We start from the raw sequence: 20,050 nt of genomic DNA on the forward strand, positions 1-20,050 counted from the left end.
ATGTGGAAACGTTTCAGAAGCAATATGGGCGCCATGATCGGTGTCGTCTTGCTGCTCTCCGTGATCGTCATCGCCATGATCGCCCCCTTGATCTTCTCTGATGGGCCTTGGCAAATGGTTCAACGTCCGTTCCTCGCACCTTTTGCCGTTGATGGTTTGCCCCTGGGTACGGATACGCTGGGCCGCAACGTTGCCGCACAGCTGGCCTATGGCGCGCGGGTTTCCCTTCTGGTCGGGCTGGTTTCGACCGTGGTTGCCTTGCTGATCGGTGTGCCGTTGGGCGCGTTGGCCGGGTTCTATGGCGGTTATGTCGATGAAGGCGCGATGCGCTTCACCGAGTTTTTCCAGACCATCCCGAACTTCGCGCTGGCCATCGTGCTGGTGGCGATTTTTGAACCGACCTTGACCTCCATCACCATTGCGATTGCCATCGTCAGTTGGCCGCCCGTCGCCCGTCTTGTCCGCGCCGAGGTCATGTCGGTGCGCACGCGTGAATTCGTTGATGCGGCCCGTCTGGCCGGTCTTTCAAAACCGCGCATCCTGATCCAGCAGGTGCTGCCAAACACGGTATCCCCGATCATTGTCATGGCGTCGCTGATGGTCGCCACCGCGATCCTGCTTGAAAGCTCGCTCTCGTTCCTGGGGCTTGGTGATCCCAATTCGATGTCATGGGGCTATATGATTGGCGCTGCCCGCACCGTCATCCGCACCAGCTGGTGGCTCAGCTTCTTCCCCGGCATTGCCATCGTGATCACCGTTTTGGCGCTCAACCTGATCGGTGAGGGGCTCAATGATGCCTTCAATCCGCATCTGTCGCGAAAGGGCAAAGCATGAGTGCGACACTGACAATTGAACGGCTGACAATCGGCCTGCCTGAGGGTGCAGACCGCCCCTTCGCGGTCGAAAATGTCAGCTTCGACATCGACAAGGGACAGATCCTTTGCGTGGTGGGTGAATCCGGCTCTGGCAAGTCAATGACGGCCAATGCCCTGATGGGGCTTCTGCCCCAGGGGGTAGAGGTCAAATCAGGCCGGGCCATGTTCGAAGCCCGCGATGTCTTGCGCCTGCCGGAAGTTGAAAAGCAGGCCCTGCGCGGCGCCCAGATCGCCATGATCTTTCAGGAACCGATGACCGCACTCAACCCGTTGATGCGTATCGGTGATCAGATTTCCGAGGTGTTCGCCGCACACGGCCTTTATACCCAGTCCGAACGCCGCAAACGCGCATTGGACCTTGTCCGCGAAGTCGGGCTTCCCGATCCGGAAAAAATCATCCGCGCCTATCCGTTCCAGCTTTCCGGTGGTCAACGCCAGCGCGCGATGATTGCCATGGCATTGGCGTTGGAGCCCAAACTCCTGATCGCCGATGAGCCGACAACCGCCCTTGATGTCACCACCCAGGCACAGATCCTGAAACTTATTCTCGATCTGCGCAAAAAGCGTGGCATGGCGGTGATGTTCATCACCCATGATTTTGGGGTGGTTGCCGAAATCGCCGATCAGGTGATTGTCATGCGCGAAGGCAAGGTCGTCGAACGCGGTGATGCAGCATCGGTTCTTGATAATCCGCAGCACGACTACACCAAACGTCTGCTCGATGCCATTCCAACCGGAAAACTTCCGGAGGCGCGCGAGTTAAGCGACACCCCTGCGCTTGAAATTAAAAACCTACGAAAAACTTTCCGGACGGGCGGTGGATTGTTCAAGCCCGTACGTGAAGTTCATGCGGTCGATGATGTCTCGCTGACCGTTTCGCGCGGCGAGGTGCTTGGTCTGGTGGGCGAGTCCGGTTCGGGCAAGTCGACATTGGGCCGAACAGCAGTTCGGCTGGTGACACCCGATGGCGGCCACGTCATGGTTGGTGGTGTTGATCTTGCCGCACTGACAGAGGAAGAACTCCGTCGTCAGCGCAACAAGGTGCAGATGGTTTTTCAGGATCCCTATGCGTCGCTTAATCCGCGCCAACGGATCATGAGCGCCCTGACAGATGGCCCGATCAATCGCGGCGTTCCCAAGGAAAAGGCCCAGGCCAAGGCAAAGGAACTGCTCGAAATCGTTGGTCTGGGCCCTGATGCCGCCATGCGCTATCCGCACGAATTTTCCGGTGGGCAACGTCAACGCATCGGGATTGCCCGCGCACTTGCAATGGAACCCGAACTGATCATTGCCGATGAAGCTGTGTCTGCACTTGATGTGTCGATCCAGGCACAGGTGCTGGATCTGTTGCGCGATTTGCGCGAACGCCTGTCTTTGTCGATCCTGTTCATCACCCATGATTTGCGGGTTGCCGCACAGCTGTGCGATCGCATTGCGGTGATGCAAAAGGGCAAACTGGTTGAAATTGGTCGGGTTGATGAAATCTTCCTGTCACCCAAACAGGAATATACCCGTCAACTTCTCGCCGCCGTGCCCGGTGCGGACTGGGCCCAAACCGAAGAAGTGCCAGCATGATTGGCGTTCTGTCTTGTAGCAAAGTCGATTTACGGGGCATTTACGGCCCGCATTTCGATGCCCTGGCACCCGAACTGGACCTGCGCCTGCCCGGCGAGATCGACCGGCCCGAAGACGTCAGTTTCATGGTCACCTTTGTCCCGGCACCGGACGCCTTTACGCGCTACCCGAATTTGCGCGCGATCTATTCGGTGGGGGCCGGCATTGATGCCATCATGGCATGCCCGTCCTTGCCGCCGGGTGTGCCGATCCATCGGGTAGAAGATCCGGATCAGGCCCTGCAAATGGCCGGTTTCGCCACCTTCCATGTGCTTTGGCACCATCGCAATATGGGCAATCTTCTTGCCAATCAGAAAATCGCGCACTGGGAACGCCAACTGACCGGGTTATCACCCCGTGCACGGCGCATTGGTGTTCTGGGCTTTGGTCTGATGGGGCGCGCGGTGGCAAGGGCATTGGTGGCCTTGGGCTACCCGGTCGCAAGCTATTCCCGATCCGCGCCAAAGCCACCCGAAGACGGGGTAACGCATTATATCGATGGCGCGTTTGAAGACTTTCTGGCCCAAAGCGACATTCTGATCAATGTGCTGCCGCTCACTGATCAGACCAAGGGACTTTTGGGCGCAGAAAATCTCGCAAAACTGCCAAAGGGTGCCGCCCTGATCCATCTGGGCCGGGGCGGGCAGGTCGATGAAACCGCCCTTGTTGATGCCCTTGATCGTGGGCATTTGTCGGGTGCGTCGCTCGATGTGTTTGAAACCGAACCTCTGCCGGCCGGACATCCGCTTTGGCACCATCCCAAGGTTTTCGTCACCCCGCATGTCGCCAGTATTTGCGAACCAAAGGCGACCGTTCTGTCCATCCGCCGGAACCAGCTTCAGTCCGAGCCGATGACAGCTTAACCCAAACCCATAAGGTAGCGCCCCACATGACCAGCGATCCGAATTCCCTGTCTGCCCGCGAATTGGCCCGCCGCATCAAAAGCCGGGAAATGCGCGCCACCACGGTCATTCGCGAGACCCTTGATCGTGTGGCGCGGGTCAACCCGGCCATCAACGCCATCGTTCAGGATTGCGCAGATGACGCCATGCAAGAGGCAGAGCTGCTTGATGCCCGCATCGAGGCTGGGGACGCGGTTGGTCCATTGGCGGGCGTCCCGGTCACGATCAAGGTCATCTCCGATCAGGCGGGATACGCCACAACCAATGGCACGACCTTGGCCGCCGATCTGATCGCAACCCAAGACAGCCCGTTTTTACGCAACATGCGCCGCAAGGGCGCGATTGTGATTGGCCGCACCAACACACCGGCCTTTTCCTATCGCTGGTTTACCTCCAACAAGGTGCATGGCACGACGCTTAATCCCCATAACCCGGCCCTGACACCGGGTGGATCCTCCGGCGGTGCGGGTGCGGCCACATCGGCCGGATTGGGGCATATCGGCCATGGCACGGATATCGCGGGCTCGGTGCGCTACCCGGCCTATGCCTGCGGCATTCAGGGATTGCGCCCGACCCATGGACGCATTCCGATGTTCAACCAGACCGGCGGTGATCGTCCGATTGGCGCGCAATTGATGGCGGTATCAGGACCGCTGGCACGTAGGGTTGATGATCTCAGGCTCGGGCTTGAAGGCATGGCGGGCTATTCCCCCGATGATCCCTGGAGTGTGCCGATGCCGCTTCGCGGCCCCGATTTTGCCAAGCGTGTCGCCCTTGTCACCCATCCCGGCGGGATTGATACCGATCCGCGCATCCTGGCCGATCTCGAACGTGCCGCCGAGATTTTCCGCACCGCAGGCTGGACAGTCGAAACCCCGGAAATCCCCGAAATTCGCGAGGCCGTCGATCTTCAGATTGACCTTTGGCTTTCGGATGATCACGAGGCCAAACTGAAAGCCGCCCGGGCCGAAGACGATCCGGGCGCAATTGCCCTGCTCGAACACTATGCTGATCGCGCCGCCGCGATTGATAAGGACACGTTTAGTAAGCTTTTCCTGCGCCGCTCGGCCCTGATCCGCGACTGGCGCGCGTTCCTTGAAGATTATCCGGTTGTCCTGATGCCGGTTTCGGCCGAACTGCCGTTCCGCAAGGACGAGGACCTTGAAGGTCCCGCGACCCTGACCCGCCTGTGGAATGCGCAGTTGCCGCAAATCGCCATTCCGTTGCTGGGCCTTCCGGCGATCTCGATCTGCTCAGGTGTCGAAAACAATGTCCCGTCGGGTGTTCAGCTTGTCGCCGCTCCCTGGCGCGAAGACATCTGCCTGACAGGTGGCGAGGTGCTTGAACAGGGCTTTGGTCTGCCGCAGATGACGATGTGATTACTGTTCGTTTGATGTGCTGTTTAAGTAATTATCTAATTTAGCTTGAAGCGAATATGCAAAAGCCAAAGGTGGCGTAAGTTTCATCTTTGGCTTTGCTTTTGGCATGTGATGCCGTCATCGGCTTTTTCCGCCAGACGCCAGATTCTCGATCAGGGTCGTTTGCCGATCCAGACACCGTCGAAGGTCAAAGTGATTAAGGATTGTCTTGCGGGCCCGTTCACGAAGGGGTGTCAGGTCGTCACGATGGGCAAGGCAGAACGCCATCTTCATCGCCAGCGCATCACTGTCCCAGAAATCGGTCAGAAATCCGTTCTGCCGATCGCGGATCATGTCATGGCACGGCCCGGTGTCCGAGGCGATCACACGCGCCCCGCACGCCATCGCTTCCAGTACTGACCACGACAAAACAAACGGATATGTCAGGTAAATATGCAACGAACTGATCTGGTACATCCGGATCAGTTGGTCATGGCGGATCTGGCCCAGAAAGTGGATGCGTGACGGATCAATCTGCGTTTCTGCCATCATCACGTCACGCCAAGTCCGCCCGTCCTTGCGCGCCTGTCCGTAACTGACGCCATCACCCCCGGCGATCACGAACTGCGCATCCGGGTTTTGTTGGGCCAGTTTTGCGGCCGCACGCATAAAGGTCGGAAACCCGCGATAGGGTTCAAGATCGCGCGCGACATAGGTAATCACCTGATCACGCGCGGTAAGGACCCGCCCATCGGGCAAGGTCAGGCTGGCGTTTGGATTTGGCTGGCAACGGTGGGTATCAATCCCGTCATGGCAGACGCCGATCTTGTGGTGATAGGCCGCCGGAAACGCCGATTTCTGCCATTTGGTCGGGCTGATCGCGGCATCAAGCTGATCAAGTGTCGTCAGTTGGGCGGCATTGCGCACGCGAAGCTGGGCACGTTTCGCCAGCGTGATGTCATCATCCGGATCAAAGCCAACGTCGCGCCCGGTGGCGTGATAATAATGTTCGCAATAACCGATCAGCGGTGTTTTGGGCAAAACGTCGCGGGCGAACATCATGCTGCCCCAACCGATATGGCCGTAAACAACGTCTGGTGCGCCTTCTTCGCGCACATGGCTTTCAAGGGTTCTGGCGGCCTTAAGTCCCACATCCTGATGATATTGCGCAAACGGTATGGCCGGCGGTGGGGCTGTGACAGGCTGGCGGAGTGTCCGGATACCGGGCAGGCGCACATTCATTGCTTCGCACAGGAAGGAAACCTGCCATCCGGCATCGGCCAGATGGCAGGCAAGATGTACAAACTGTCCCGGTCCATGACGATGAACGAGGACAATTTTCATCGTCTGTTTCGTGCCTCCTGCACGGCGACGGACCCATTAATGGGAACACCCCCGTATCTGAGGGTCTGTGTCCAGAATTCTTCCAGTCTGCGCAACGTACGCAGCGCTGTTTCCATCTCCTGCTGGTCTTCAAGATTGTTGGTCAGGGCGTCGTGATATTCTTCGTGGAATTCATGCAATGCCTGACAGAGTTCATGGCCCTTTTTGGTCAATTTCAAACGGGCAGAACGCCTGTCCCGTGCCATGACCTGACGTTCGACATAGCCCGATTCCGCGAGCTGTTTAAGATTATAAGACGCGTTTGAACCCATATAATGGCCGCGATCAAGAAGATCGCGCACCGAGAGTTCATCTTCGCCAATGGTAAAAAGCAGCGCCACTTGCGCCGGGCTGATGTCATCCTTTCCGAGTCGAATGAGATCTACCCGTAACAAATCCGCAAACCGCCGATAGATCCGCTCGACGGTATTTGCCAGTTCAAGATGAGTGACGGTCATGAGTTTCGATCCGTTATCTGGTCCCAAGCGAGAGTTGATGCCAAGGCGCGATTGCCCTGACACAAATTTCGTATTGGGGAAGATAACAAGACGTTGTTCTTGAACAATTTTTCCGAACGCCTCTTTCTTCCCGCAGGTTTGCTCGTTGTTCGGAAGTAATTCGAAAGTGTTTTTATTTTTGAATTACTTCCATTGTTAATGTTTTTACATTGTCTAATCATCAACATGAGATCGACATATTTAATTTTATTGTAGATCATCCTGTCATCGCAACTATGTGATTAGATTGCGGAAAAACTATGACTTTTGCTTAATTGGATGATTTTCGATGCAATTTCGCCGCAAAAAGCTGGCAAAACCGGTGGATTCGCCTGTGAATTCGCCCGCGAATTCGAAGGAAGCCCGGCCCGAACTTGATGCAAGATCGGTCATTCGCGAGGCCCGCTTTACGTTCGTGCGCGGGCTTGGATGGGCCGGTGTCATGAGCGGCTTCATCAATATCCTTCAACTTACCGTGCCGCTGTTCATGCTTCAGGTGCATGACCGCGTGATCAACAGTCAAAGCACCGATACCCTGCTGTTGCTTCTGGTGATCGCGGTCGGTGCGATCATTTTGTATGGCATCCTTGATTTCGTGCGCGCGCTTGTCTTTCAGGAAATGGCAAAGTCGCTTTTGCGCCGGTTGAACCTGCCGGCAATTTCGGCGGCCATGCGTGTGGCGCTTGAAAAAGGATCGCTGCACGGCACCCAGGTCCTGCGCGACCTTTCTGATCTGCGCAACTTCATCACCGGCACCACCATCGCCGCCCCGCTGGAAGCGATCTGGTCGCCGATTTTCCTTTTCGTGATGTTTGCCCTGCATCCCTATTACGGAATTGCCGGGCTGGTGGCGGTTCTGACGCTGATCGGGCTAAGCCTGCTCGGTGATGTGATGGTCCGTCAGGTCACCAAGGAAGGAACCGACGCCAATCTGCGCAATATCGGCGATATCGGATCGACGGTTTCAAACGCCGAAGTGATCGAGGCAATGGGCATGATGCCAGCCCTCGCCCTGCGCTGGCGCCAGGCACAAATCCACGCCAGCGAATTGCTTGATGTCGGCAATGTGCGCAGCAAGGGCATGTATTCCATCACCCGTTCAGCCCGGTTCGGCATGCAGATCATTGTTCTGGCCATGGGCGCTTACCTTGTCATTCAGGGCGAAACCACGCCGGGTGCCATGATCGGCGGGACCGTGATCATGGGGCGGCTGTTGCTGCCGTTTGATAATGTCACCCGCGACTGGCGGGCATGGGTCGGGGCGTTTTCATCGTGGAAACGCATTCGATTGATGCTCGAAGAAAGCCAGTCCGAACGCGAAATCAAACCAACCCCGCGTTCCGAAGGCCCGCTGGTTGTCGATAATCTGGTCTATGCCGTACCGGGATCAAATGTGCCGGTGTTGCGCGGGATCAGTTTCGAACTGTCGCCGGGCGATATATTGGGTGTCGTCGGGCCTTCTGCCGCCGGTAAATCAACCCTTTCAAGATTGCTGGTTGGCACGGCAAAGCCTGCGACAGGCGGTGTCTATCTTGACGGCCACAATGCCTATCTGTGGGAGCGCGGATCATTTGGCGACATGGTTGGCTATCTGCCGCAATCGGTATCGCTTCTGAACGGCACCATCCGCGAAAATATCAGCCGCATGCGCGACGCAAGCCCGCGCAAGGTGATCGAGGCTGCCCGTGCAGCCGGCGTGCATGAAATGATCGGTCGATTGCCGCTGGGCTATGACACGCCGATTGGTGCCGGCCGACATACCCTGTCTGGTGGGCAGCAACAGCGCATTGCATTGGCGCGCGCGCTTTATGGCTGGCCGCGTCTGCTGGTGCTTGATGAACCCAATGCCAATCTTGATGCCGAGGGCGAAGCGTCCCTGATCCGTGCTGTCCGCCAGGCCGCTGATTCCGGTGCAATGGTGGTGCTGATCGCGCACCGTCAAAGCATCATGCAATATGCCAACAAGCTTTTGGTGATGCAGGACGGGCGGGTCAAACAGTTCGGCGAACGAACAGACGTGATTCGCAATCTGTCCAATGAAAGCGACGACATCAAAAGTCTGCCCCCGGTAAAGCGTAAACATGAAAACGGAGGTGCGGCATGACCCGTGTCATTAATCTCGAAGGCGGCGGCGCGGCACTCACGGCCGAGGAACCGCAAGTCGCCTGGCACCAGATCCTCTCGGAAGAACGCGAAGCATCGCGCCAAAGCCTGCGCAAGCCGATCCTGGCCGGATTGTTCGTCATTGTTTTGGGCTTTGGCGGGTTCCTGACCTGGGGCTTTACCGCCGAACTCGATAGTGCTGCTGTTGCAACCGGCTCGGTGATTGTCGATTCCAAAAAGAAAGTCGTTAATCACTATGAGGGCGGCATCCTCAAACAGCTTCTGGTCGAGGAAGGCGAAAAAGTCACCGCGGGCCAGACCCTTGCCCTTCTTGATGGCACACGCAGCGAGTCGGAGCTCGGTCAGTTGCGCGGCGAACGGTTTGGCCTGATGGCCAAGCTTGCCCGATTGCGCGCCGAACAGCGCGGTCAGGAAAACATCACCTTCCCGCAGGAACTTCTCGCCAGTGACGAGGCCTATGTCGCCGATATCCTCAGCGATGAAAAGCGCCTGTTTGCCAAGCGCAAGGAAGTCTATGCCGCCAAACGTGATGCCCAGGCCAAACAGATCGAACAGTTCGAGGCCGAAGCCGAGGCACTGGTCTCACAGATCAAGGCCCGCACACGTCAGGAAAAGCTCGTCGCCGAACAGCTTGCCGGGATTCGCCAACTGGCCGAAAAGGGCTTTGCCACCCGCACCCAACTGGTCGAGATTGAAAATAACTGGTCGGATCTGGTCGGTGATATGGGCGAATTCAAAGCCCAGCGTGCCGCCGCCCAACAGCAAAAGGCCGAAGCCGAGATCAATCTCGCCTCGATCGAAATGGAATGGCAAAGCGATATCGCAACTGAAATTCAGGAAGCCCAGCTTGCGCTCAATGATGTCACCCAACGCATCCGCGCAAGTCAGGACGTACTTGATCGTCTCGAAGTGCGTGCACCCCAGGCCGGAACGGTTGCCAATATCCAGATCAGAACCCCCGGCGGTGTGATCAGTCCGGCCGAGCCGATCATGGATATCATCCCCGAAGACGAACCACTGGTGATCGAAGCACGGATCAACCGACAGGATATCGACTCGGTCCAGGTCGGATCAAAGGCGCAAATTCGCCTGACCGCCTATAGTCAGCGTCGACTGGCCCCCCTGAATGGCGAGGTAAGCTATGTTGCGGCTGACCAAACCGTCGATGAACAGCGCGATGCGTCTTACTACATCGTGCGCGCAGCGATTGATCCGGCCGAACTGGCAAAACATGATGACATCAATCTGCGTCCGGGCATGCCAGCCAACATTCTGGTTTTGAAAACCCCGCGCAAGGCCATCGATTACCTGATCGATCCTATCACCCAAAGCATGGAAAAGGCCTTCCGCGAAGAGTAATCCTCCCCCACGAAGTGTGGGTCGAACTAAGGGTCTTTCCCGGTTTTTCGCCGGATTGGCCCTTTTCTTTTCAAGTATAGATCGAATTTTGAACCAAATAATAAGTAAAATTGAACTAGTATTCAGACAATAAATGTAATGAATATCAAACTAAGTCATAATGTTGACAAAATAAAACCACGACAATACCCTCCACTGACAAAGTAAAAAAATATAGGATTTCTGAGTGGTCGTTTCCACGGGGCTCAGAACGTCCAGAGGGAACGGCCATCCTCTCGTGAGGGAAATATCCCCACGATGTCATTAATGTTGGGACACGAAGGAGGATTACATGGCAACTCTCGAAGGCGGCGCCTTTGATGATGCGCTTCTCGGATCTCGTTTCAGTGACGTCATTTTCGGACGTGGCGGAGACGATACAATCTTCGGACAAGGTAATGATGACGTGCTGTTTGGCGAAGAAGGCGATGATGTCTTGTTCGGCGGATCGGGCGACGATGTTGCCGTTGGTGGCGAAGGTGATGATGTCCTGTTCGGTGGATCGGGTGACGATGCACTGATCGGGGGCGACGGCAGCGACCTGATGATGGGTGGCTCCGGTGAGGATGTTCTGTCAGGGGGTGCGGATTCCGACATCCTGCTTGGCGGTTCAGACAATGACGTTCTCGACGGCGGATCAGGCAATGATGTTCTGATCGGCGGTGCAGGCGACGATATCGTTCTCGGCGGTGGCGGAGACGATGTCATGCTTGGCGGTTCTGGAGACGATGTGCTTCAGGGCGGCGAGGGTGATGACCTGATGCTTGGCGGCTCCGGGGATGATGTCCTCGAAGGCGGCGCAGGCGATGACATCATGTCTGGTGGTTCCGGTGCAGACACCTTTGTCTTCTCCGGCGGCGGCGGCAACGACGTCGTACTCGACTTCCAGGCTGGCGAAGACATGCTTTCCATTAGCAGCAACATCAACGACACCGGCATCGCAAGTGCCGATGATGTCGCTGCGCGTGCAACGCAGGTCGGTGCCAACACCGTCATCGATCTTGGCAATGGGGATTCGATTACCCTCAACAATGTTGATGCCGAAGACGTACAGGACGATCCGGACAGCTTCTTTAGCGTCCAGTAATCCGTTGGCGGCGTCCGCAGCTTCGGCTGCGGGCGACCCGTCCTGAACTTCAAGTGAGTGAAAGATTGTCATGCTTGAATTTGCCTCGTCCGATGCAGTGCGGACGACCGGCGAAGCGCCCGGTGTTTGCCTGCTGAACCCTGATACGTTGTTGTTAAGTTGGGATACACCCACCCGTTTGTGGGAAGTTCCCCGGCTTGAAACGATTGATGGTGCTGCGATTTCACCGCAGGCCACATTGCGGTTGCCACTTGACGGGGGCGGGACCCGGTTGTTGCGCGTCATCCGCCGCCCCAAGGATGAACCGATTACGATTCTGGCCGAGGCCGGAACGCTGGGCCGCAAGGACGAGATCACAATTGATCCCGATGGCGATTTTGAATTTGCCAGTGCATCAACGCTTCTGAACGGGGTGACGCCTGCCGGGCGGCTTTCGCTGGTCTCGACCCTTCTGGGCATGTGGGCCAGCCTGTTTCGACTGCGCCTGTCCAAAAGCTACAACAGTTTCCTTCTTCAACTGGTTGCCGAAATTGTCGATCGGCCCAAACCGGCCAAGGCGGTCGCAAAGCTTTCCGGTGAAAAGATCCTGCTGGCAACCGCTTTGCCCGATGCCTTTCACGATATTGAGGCCGTCTTTATCGTCGCACCATCGGGGTTCAAGCGTTTGACGCAGCTTCCCCATATCAGCAAGACCGGGCCGCGCGGGCAGAAACTGGTTTATATGATTGCCGACCAGCCAAGTACCGCATCCGGGGCCTATATGGTCGTGACCGGTGTGCGCACCCTCGCCATTCGCCATTTGCCCGATGTCTCTACCCTGCCGTCTCTGGCGCGCTGGTGGCAAACCAAGGGCAAATCGGATGCTGATTTGCGCGAATACATCATCGGGTCGCTTGCCCGTGCGGATACGAAATCCAGCAAGGCCGCGATTGAATTCCAGCTCCGCTGTCCGCTTTCAAGCCAGCGCGTCTCAGGTGGCGGATCGCTTCCCAGTGGCGAAGTCGACCTTGCGGTCACAACAGCGCGCGGCACCTTGATTGGCGGCTGGTATCGCGATCCAGTCGATATGATTGCCAGCATCGATCTTCTCGATAGCAACGGTATCGCCCATCCATTCGGTGACGGATTTTATCGTTATCAGGGCAATGTACAGGACGATGGCCAGACAGTTCCGGCAACCGGCTTTGTCGGCTTTTATCAGGATATCCAAAGCCCGGTACCGATCCTTCAGCCCAGAAGCCTGATGCGCCTGAAATCGGGCAACCGGCATCTGATGGTCCCCCCCGCCCAGCCGATTGACCCGGCCGAGGCCCGTGCCCGCATCCTGCGCGCCGTCCCGCCGCAACACCTGACGTCAGAGATTATTGAAAACTGCCTGGCGCCGGTGATTGGCGATCTGCAGCAAAAACTGATGGCATCAGCCAAGGTTGATCGGGTGATTGACATCGGCACCCCGTACGATGACCCGGATGTCTCGATCATTGTGCCGCTTTATCGTGTTCTTGGCTTCCTGCGTGCGCAAATCGGTGCCTTTGCCTGTGATGACTGGGTCGCGAAATATTGCGAACTGGTCTTTGTGCTCGACTCCCCCGAACAGGCCGAAGAATGCGAACATCTGTTGCGCGGTCTGCATGTTCTCTATGGCATTCCGATGCGTCTTGTCGTGATGACCCGCAATGGCGGCTATGCCCGCGCATGTAATGCCGGTGCGCAGAACGCACACGGCCATTATCTGGCGATGCTCAATTCCGATGTCATTCCCCATACCCCCGGCTGGGCTCAGGGGATGGCGTCAAAAATGGGCGGTCCGGATGAGGTCGCGGTGGTCGGGCCAAAACTTCTGTTTGAAGATGGCTCGATCCAGCATGCCGGGATGTATTTTGCCCGCAATGAAAGCGGCAAGTGGCTCAATTATCACTATCACAAAGGCATGCCCGACCAGTTCCGGGATGCCAATATTGAACGCTCGGTCCCCGGTGTCACCGGTGCCTGCATGATGATCCATCGCGATGCCTTTGACGCGGTCGATGGCTTTACCGAGGACTATGTCATTGGCGATTACGAAGACAGCGACCTTTGCCTGAAAATTCGCAAGGCCGATTTCGACATCAAATACGTCCCCGATGTCAGCCTCTATCACTTTGAACGCAAATCGATCTCGACCCATGCCGATTACATGCGCGGGGTGGCTGCCGAATATAACGCCTGGCTGCATGCGTCGCGCTGGGCGGACGCGCTCGAAGATCTTCACACCAACGGTGTGCCGCAAAACCGATCGCGAAAAACCCCCAACGGAGAAGCGGCATGAGCCAGGTTCTTGCACTGTCCGAACACCAGTCCCCGCTGACATCCGATTTCAGCGATTCCCATCTTGCCTGGTTGTGCGAACAGATCATTTCCAACCGTTTCCTTCCGGTTCCGCCCGAAGAAGACGTCTTTGTCGGCGATGGCGATTACCGCGCCATCGGGGCGGAGTTCCTTGGTCATTTTGTTCGCATGGCCGGGCTTAAAACCACCGAGGATATTCTTGATATCGGCTGTGGCATCGGCCGGATTGCCGTCCCCCTGACACAGTTCCTCAATCCGAAACAGGCGATCTATCGCGGCATGGATCCGGTGCGCGGCGGCATCGAATGGTGCAAGCGCGCCATCACGCCAGCCTATCCTAATTTCCGGTTCGAGTGTTCGGACATCAAGAACGAACTCTACAACCCCGAAGGCGAAATCAGCGGGCGCGGCATGCGACTGCCCTTTCAGGACGGAACATTCGATTTCACCGCAATGATCTCGGTGGCGACCCACCTGCCGCCAGACGAAATCGAAACCTATTGTTCCGAGGTCTTTCGTGTGCTGCGCCCGGGCGGTCGGCTGTTCTTGACCGCATTTGTCATCCGCGAAGATGACGACCCGTCAAATCCCGGCCGTGATGCCCGCCTCAAAGGGTTTGAAAAGGCCGAAGGTCAGCCGTGCTGGCACCTGCGCGGTGAAAACCCGATGGCGGCCGTCGGTTTTGACGATGCGTTTCTTGAGGGGGCCCTGCTCGGTGCCGGGTTCGATATCCACACCAAAAGCTTTGGCACCTGGCGCGGCGAAACGGCCGCCCATTACCAGGATTTCCTGATTGCCCAGAAACCACGGAGGACCGCATGAATCCCCGGATAATGGTGCTTGCCCATAATCACCCCGATCTGCATCCAGGCGGGACTGAAATTTTCGCCCATGATCTGTTTCATGCCTACAAGCGTGCGGAATGCGATGCGCTTTTCATCGGGGCGACCAACGATGTTCACCGCGAACGCCGCCCGGGCACAAGTTTTCAGGCGATCAATGATGCCGGCGATGAAATGCTGTTCTGGGCCGGGCATTTTGACCGTTTCAACATGTCCCAGACCGATCTTTATGCGGTCGCCCCGGATTTTGCGCGCCTTTTGAAAAGTTGGGCACCGGATGTGGTGCATATCCATCATCTGGTCCTGTGGGGCATCGAATTGCCGATGCTGATCCGCCGTGTTCTGCCGAACTGCAAGATCGTGATGACCCTGCATGACTATTATCAGATCTGCCCCAATGACGGCCTGATGATCCATCGCGGGACCAAAACCCGCTATACCAAGGCCGATGCCACCGGGCGTCTGTCCGGGCTTGATGGCTTTACGCCTGATCAACATGCGATGCGGGCGGTCAATCTGCGCAACCATCTGCGCGCGGTTGATCATTTCATCTCGCCCAGCGAGTTCCTTCGTAATCGCTATATCGAATGGGGCATCAATCCGGACAGGATTTCGGTGATCAACAATGGTCGCCCGACTGTCCCCGCCGCGCCCAAACGCGATATCGGGGCTGCCGGCACGCCCAATGTCTTTGGCTATTTCGGCAATCTCAACCCGTGGAAGGGCGCGGATGTCCTGCTTGAAGCCGGGCGAATTCTTTCGGCAGACGCGGTCGATTTCAACCTTCGCATTCATGGTGCGGCCCTGTATCAGACCGATCAGTTCACCAGTCGCATTGCCGATCTGGTCGAACAAAGCGGCCCGCAGGTAAGCCATATCGGCGCCTATCAACGCGAAGATATTCCCGATCTGATGGCACGGGTCGACTGGGTCGTTGTGCCGTCGATCTGGTGGGAAAATGCGCCACTGGTCATTCAGGAAGCCTTCCAGCATGGCCGCCCGGTAATCACCAGTTCAATTGGCGGCATGGCCGAAATGGTCCGCCATGGCCATGACGGCATTCATGTCCGCCCCGATGACCCGGCTGAACTGGCGCGCGTCATGAAGGACTGCGCAACCAATCCGAAGCTCTGGAAAAAACTGTCGGGCCATGTCCGGCCCCCGGCCGGGATTGATGATGTTGCCGAGCAATATCTGGCGATGATCCGCCGCATGGTTCGCCCTGATTTTGTTGCCGCCTGACGTTTAACAAGGAGGCCACTATGGCTGTTGCCGAAAAACAGACGATGGAAGAAACCCCGCCCCCGACCTCGACCCGGACCCCGGCGTCAACAGGTGCGCAAGATGCCGAACAAACCGCACCGACCCTCGAAGGGCGGGTTGATGCCATTGATCAGAACCGCCTCTATGGCTGGGTCTGGTCGCCGCAAAGCCCGGATGCCCGGATCGAGGTGGTTGTGCGCCTGAACGGTCATGCCCTGCTGCGCGAAACCGCTGAAAACGAACGTGTCGATTTGCGCCGCAACGGTATCGGCGATGGAAAACACGCATTCGAGGTCGAATTGCCCGATGCCGCGGTTGCCAGTGTCGAAAGTCTGACGGTCTGTGCCGTCATGCCCGGCACCAAGGAAGAAGTCACGCTGCGCATCCCGTCCCAAAGCGAACAGGAAGCCCACACGGCGCTGAACGCGCCGCTTGGCAAAATTCTGGATCGTCTGGATCGCCTGCTGGCCGCACAGCACATCTTGCAAAACGGTCAGCGCGAAGCCGCCAAACGTCTGGTCAGCGCATCCAAACGCATGGACGAACTGGCGTCCGCCGATGACGGCATCGAAGCCGGGGTGAAACTGGTGCGAAACGGTCAGGAAGAACTCTCAAGCCGGGTCGATGAACTCGAAGTCTTTCTGGTGCGCTTTGACAAGTCACTCGGTGGCTTTGACGAACGGCTTTCAGCCCTGACCGCACGCCACACCAATGATCTCAAAACCCCGTTGCTGATCCTGTCCTGCCTGATTGGCGTGACCACCGGATTGGCAATCGGTGCCTTTGTCTGGTGATCGCCATGGCACGGCAACCATTCGCTTTGAAACACACGCGTAAACACAAGGAGGCCCGGGCATGACCGAACAGCATGGAATGCCACTGGATGGCAGAACCGTCGTCGCCGCCTTGGTCGATGAAGGTCTGGCTTTGATGGTCGGGGTGGGAAGTGCCCTGCCGGCAACGATTGACATTTACCTCAACAGCCAGTCTGACGCCAAAGTCCAGGCATCCATCATTTCATGGCGCCGCCACGATGCGGAACCCGACAATGCCTATGGCTTTGTGGCCCTCTTGCCGATGAAGGATGTCTCCGCACGTCGTTTGAAAACCGCCCTGTTCCGGGGCGCGGGCAAGCCGCGTGAATACCGCATCGACAATCGTCAACAACGCATTGAGGCGGTTCTGTCCTCTGTTGCCGATCAATCCGGCCCGGCCTTTGCCACGGTGATTGATGGTTTGATCGAAGCCCTGCTGGCAGGCGACCCCGATAAAAAACGCCTCAGCAAGGTGGCTGCACTTGTGCAAAGTGCAGCACGCAGCAACGGCTTTATCGAAGTACTCGGCGGGCTCGAAGAAGGTGATGTTTATATTCAGGGCTGGTCAAGCGGCTTCCCCACCGGACGCACCCGCGTCATTGCCATGGCGGATTCTCCGATACTGGCGGAATTGACCAGTGCCGATTTCCAGCGCGATGACCTGGGCGACGAGGCATCCGGTGTAACCGGCCTGATGCTGGGTGATAAGCCGATCAATCCGAAAAAACTCAAACGGGTTTACTTCCGCGGCCGCGACACCTGGTACTCGATCGAGGTGTATCAGCACCGCGTTCTGGTCGCACCGCCCTATGTCCCGGCCCATATTCGCTCGGTCCTTGATCGTGTGCGCGCACCGGAAAAAATCCTGCATACCCTTAAAATGGCCGCACATCGTTTTGATGGCCGCGACACGGTATCCGAACTGGATCGCCCGGTCCGCATCGGCATCGATTTCTCTCTTCTGATCGAAGGAAGCGGGGTGTTGATTTCCGGCTGGATGCTTGATCCCGACCGTGCGGTCAAGGATGTGTCACTGCGGGTTGGCGGTGAAGTCGTGCGGATTGACGATCACTGGACGCGCCAGTCACGCGCCGATGTGACCGATGCCTTTGCCAATGATCCGATGTTCTCTGGCATGAACCCGGCCCGGAATAATCACGGCTTTTTGGTGTTTTGCCCGTTGGACGTCACCCCGCCATCCGATCAGGCGACCTATCTTGAACTGGGCATCAGTGATGCCTTTCCGGCCTATTGCCCGCTGAACCCGACGCGTGCATCGGCCCGTCAGGCTCTTTCACGGGTTTTGCCGTCGCTTGATCCGCGGTCGGTCACGGCCTCGAACAGTATCGAACGTCAGTTCGGCCCGATGTTACAGGCCATGACGGCACAGCGCCCCTATGCGGTGGATATCCATGATATCGGCGACTTTGACGAAGACGCGCCGGTGACCCTTGTGGTCGGTGTCGATGACACGATCAATGATATCGGTGTCACCATTGCCCTGTTGGGACTGGATAGTGCCACCCGCCATCTGCCGATTGTCATTGCCGGGCCGGTCGAAAGCTTTGATCAGGTCGGCAGCGAAATCTTGCGCCTTGCCGCCTTTTACAAACTCAACACCCGGATCGTTTTCGCCGAAGGGGTCGAAGACTATTGCGATGCGCTCGAAGTCGGTGTGGATGCCACCAATTCCGAAACAGTCGGGCTGGTGTCAGCACATATTCTGCCGCGCGATGATGGCTGGTTTGATCAGTTGCATGCCGCCTATATCAAACGCGGCAACAAGGTTCTCGTCTCGCCGACCATCCTGTTTGAAGACGATTCTGTCCGTTGGGCCGGGACCTGGATCAACAGCAATGCCAATGGCGGGCAATATCTGTCGGATCGCTATGTCGGCTACCCTTGCGCGGTTCTTGCCGATGCCCAACCCAGCGAAGTCAGTGCCGGTACGTTGGAATGCTGCATTCTGCCGCGCAAGGCCTTCAAGGACAGTGACGGCTTTACCCGTGGCTATATCGGTCCGGCGGAAAAAAGCCTCGACCTTGCACTCAAGCTGCGCATGGCGGGGACGCCATCCTACTGGATCCCCGATGTCGAAGTACTGGGCAGCGAACAATCCATAAGCAAAGCCCCTGCCTGGGAGGAACTTTCCAATCGTCTTGACCGCTGGGCGTTTGATCGCCGCTGGTCATTGGTCGTTTCAAACTTGCGGAGCCACAACAATGCCGTCGACTGATTTACGCGTCCTCGTTATTTCGCACGGCCATCCCAGCATCTCGCTGGGCGGGGCCGAAGTGGCCTCCTACAACCTGCATAAAGGGTTGAACAAACTTGACGGGGTCGAAAGCTTTTATCTCGCCCGCGTTGGCAATCCCGTACCGCGTCACGGCGCCTCGGCCCTGATGAGCCTGCGGCAAAAGGAAAACGAAATCCTTTATCACGCGGAAAACTATGATCATTTCCTGCTCTCGAACGGCAGCACGGATGAAATTGATCGGGATTTCCTGCGCTTTGTGAAGGATTACGAACCCGATGTCGTGCATTTCCATCACTATCTCGGCCTTGGGCTCGAAACCATCTATGCCATTCGCGAAGCCCTGCCCGAAACCGCGATTTTCTTTACTTTCCACGAGTTTTTGACGATCTGCCACAATCACGGGCAGATGATCAAAAGCGGCGGAACCAAGCTGTGCAACCGGGCCAGCCCGATTGATTGCAATGGCTGTTTCCCCAATATCTCGCCGGCTTCGTTCCTGCGGCGTGAACGCTTCATCAAGGCGATGCTGGAACTGGCCGATCACTATGTCTCGCCCAGCGAGTTTCTCGCCAACCGTTTCATTGACTGGGGCATGAAGGCCGAAAAAATGTCGGTGATCGAAAACGGTCTCGACATTAATGAACGGGCCAAGGACCGCCCGCTTTCCAAAACCCAGCCGCGCCGCTCGCGCTTTGCCTTCTTCGGGCAACTGACGATGTTCAAGGGCGCTGACATCCTTCTCGATGCGGTCGGGCGTGTGCCTGATGAAATCTGGGGTGATGATGCGCGGCTGATGATCTTTGGCGGCAACCTTGATCGCCAGCCCAAGGAATATCAGGACAAGGTCCATGACCTGATCGAAAAGGCCGGCGAACGTGTCCGCTTTTACGGGGCCTATCAGAATACCGAAATGCCCAAACTGATGGAGCTCGCCGACTGGACGATCATTCCCTCGATCTGGTGGGAAAACTCGCCGGTCGTGATTCAGGAAGCCTTCTTCCACGGGCGTCCGATGATCTGTTCCAACATTGGCGGCATGGCCGAAAAAATCACCGACGGTGTCAATGGTCTGCATTTCCGGGTCGGAAGTGCCGAAGACCTTGCGGATCGGATGATCGAAGTTCTCAGCGACAACAAGATCTGGGATCGGATGCGCGAGGGAATACCAAGCGTGACGACCTATCAGGAATGCGCCGAGCAACATCTCGCGCAGTATCGGGAGGTTCTGGAAACGCGCCGTATGTCTGCAAAGGCTGCGAGCCCGCAAACCGTGGCAAGCACGGCATGAATTCAGAACAAAAACGTGA

Annotated in this window: 15 protein-coding genes; 13 read left to right on the plus strand and 2 right to left on the minus strand. The window is 57.1% G+C overall.

Annotated features, from left to right (window positions below; translation table 11 throughout):
- The 4 genes from TH4_RS06355 to TH4_RS06370 are packed head-to-tail and all read left to right on the plus strand — an operon-like array spanning position 1 to position 4,770.
- Positions 1–834 carry an ABC transporter permease gene (locus tag TH4_RS06355; protein ID WP_083996993.1) on the plus strand — a complete coding sequence of 278 codons (834 nt, stop codon included), beginning with the start codon at positions 1–3 and terminating at the stop codon, positions 832–834.
- Positions 831–2,450 (plus strand): ABC transporter ATP-binding protein, encoded by a 1,620-nt coding sequence (locus tag TH4_RS06360; protein ID WP_064780346.1) that lies wholly within the window; start codon positions 831–833, stop codon positions 2,448–2,450. The genes TH4_RS06355 and TH4_RS06360 overlap by 4 nt, the downstream gene beginning before the upstream one ends.
- Positions 2,447–3,352 (plus strand): 2-hydroxyacid dehydrogenase, encoded by a 906-nt coding sequence (locus TH4_RS06365; RefSeq protein WP_064780347.1) that lies wholly within the window; start codon positions 2,447–2,449, stop codon positions 3,350–3,352. Before TH4_RS06360 ends, TH4_RS06365 begins: the two co-directional genes overlap by 4 nt.
- Positions 3,353–3,378: 26 nt before the next feature.
- The gene (locus tag TH4_RS06370) at positions 3,379–4,770 is read left to right on the plus strand and encodes an amidase family protein (protein ID WP_064780348.1); all 1,392 of its coding nucleotides are present in this window, start codon (positions 3,379–3,381) and stop codon (positions 4,768–4,770) included.
- Between the two features lie 117 nt (positions 4,771–4,887).
- Here TH4_RS06370 and TH4_RS06375 read toward each other — a convergent pair whose 3' ends face one another.
- Positions 4,888–6,093, minus strand: coding sequence for a glycosyltransferase (locus TH4_RS06375; RefSeq protein ID WP_064780349.1), 1,206 nt, complete (start codon positions 6,091–6,093; stop codon positions 4,888–4,890).
- The gene (locus TH4_RS06380; protein WP_008888987.1) at positions 6,090–6,590 is read right to left on the minus strand and encodes a MarR family winged helix-turn-helix transcriptional regulator; all 501 of its coding nucleotides are present in this window, start codon (positions 6,588–6,590) and stop codon (positions 6,090–6,092) included. Before TH4_RS06380 ends, TH4_RS06375 begins: the two co-directional genes overlap by 4 nt.
- 328 nt (positions 6,591–6,918) lie before the next feature.
- On the opposite strand from TH4_RS06380, the gene TH4_RS06385 reads away from it, so the two are divergent.
- The 9 genes from TH4_RS06385 (at position 6,919) to TH4_RS06425 (ending at position 20,031) form a co-directional block, all read left to right on the plus strand.
- On the plus strand, positions 6,919–8,733 hold the full coding sequence (locus tag TH4_RS06385; RefSeq protein WP_064780350.1) for a type I secretion system permease/ATPase: 1,815 nt from the start codon (positions 6,919–6,921) through the stop codon (positions 8,731–8,733).
- Positions 8,730–10,112 carry an HlyD family type I secretion periplasmic adaptor subunit gene (locus TH4_RS06390; RefSeq protein WP_064780351.1) on the plus strand — a complete coding sequence of 461 codons (1,383 nt, stop codon included), beginning with the start codon at positions 8,730–8,732 and terminating at the stop codon, positions 10,110–10,112. The genes TH4_RS06385 and TH4_RS06390 overlap by 4 nt, the downstream gene beginning before the upstream one ends.
- Positions 10,113–10,443: 331 nt before the next feature.
- A complete protein-coding gene (locus TH4_RS06395) occupies positions 10,444–11,238 on the plus strand; it encodes a calcium-binding protein (RefSeq protein ID WP_063085941.1) in 795 nt (264 codons plus the stop codon).
- A gap of 70 nt (positions 11,239–11,308) precedes the next feature.
- The gene (locus TH4_RS06400; RefSeq protein WP_064780352.1) at positions 11,309–13,546 is read left to right on the plus strand and encodes a glycosyltransferase family 2 protein; all 2,238 of its coding nucleotides are present in this window, start codon (positions 11,309–11,311) and stop codon (positions 13,544–13,546) included.
- Positions 13,543–14,388 carry a class I SAM-dependent methyltransferase gene (locus tag TH4_RS06405; protein ID WP_064780353.1) on the plus strand — a complete coding sequence of 282 codons (846 nt, stop codon included), beginning with the start codon at positions 13,543–13,545 and terminating at the stop codon, positions 14,386–14,388. Before TH4_RS06400 ends, TH4_RS06405 begins: the two co-directional genes overlap by 4 nt.
- Positions 14,385–15,650 (plus strand): glycosyltransferase family 4 protein, encoded by a 1,266-nt coding sequence (locus TH4_RS06410; protein ID WP_064780354.1) that lies wholly within the window; start codon positions 14,385–14,387, stop codon positions 15,648–15,650. The genes TH4_RS06405 and TH4_RS06410 overlap by 4 nt, the downstream gene beginning before the upstream one ends.
- A gap of 20 nt (positions 15,651–15,670) precedes the next feature.
- The gene (locus TH4_RS06415; RefSeq protein WP_064780355.1) at positions 15,671–16,465 is read left to right on the plus strand and encodes a hypothetical protein; all 795 of its coding nucleotides are present in this window, start codon (positions 15,671–15,673) and stop codon (positions 16,463–16,465) included.
- 61 nt (positions 16,466–16,526) lie between these two features.
- Positions 16,527–18,722 carry a hypothetical protein gene (locus TH4_RS06420; RefSeq protein ID WP_064780356.1) on the plus strand — a complete coding sequence of 732 codons (2,196 nt, stop codon included), beginning with the start codon at positions 16,527–16,529 and terminating at the stop codon, positions 18,720–18,722.
- Positions 18,709–20,031 carry a glycosyltransferase family 4 protein gene (locus TH4_RS06425; protein WP_063085926.1) on the plus strand — a complete coding sequence of 441 codons (1,323 nt, stop codon included), beginning with the start codon at positions 18,709–18,711 and terminating at the stop codon, positions 20,029–20,031. Before TH4_RS06420 ends, TH4_RS06425 begins: the two co-directional genes overlap by 14 nt.
- Positions 20,032–20,050 lie beyond the last annotated feature (19 nt).

It is taken from the genome of Thalassospira tepidiphila MCCC 1A03514, assembly GCF_001662875.1.
In the GTDB taxonomy this organism is placed as follows: Bacteria; Pseudomonadota; Alphaproteobacteria; order Rhodospirillales; family Thalassospiraceae; genus Thalassospira; species Thalassospira tepidiphila.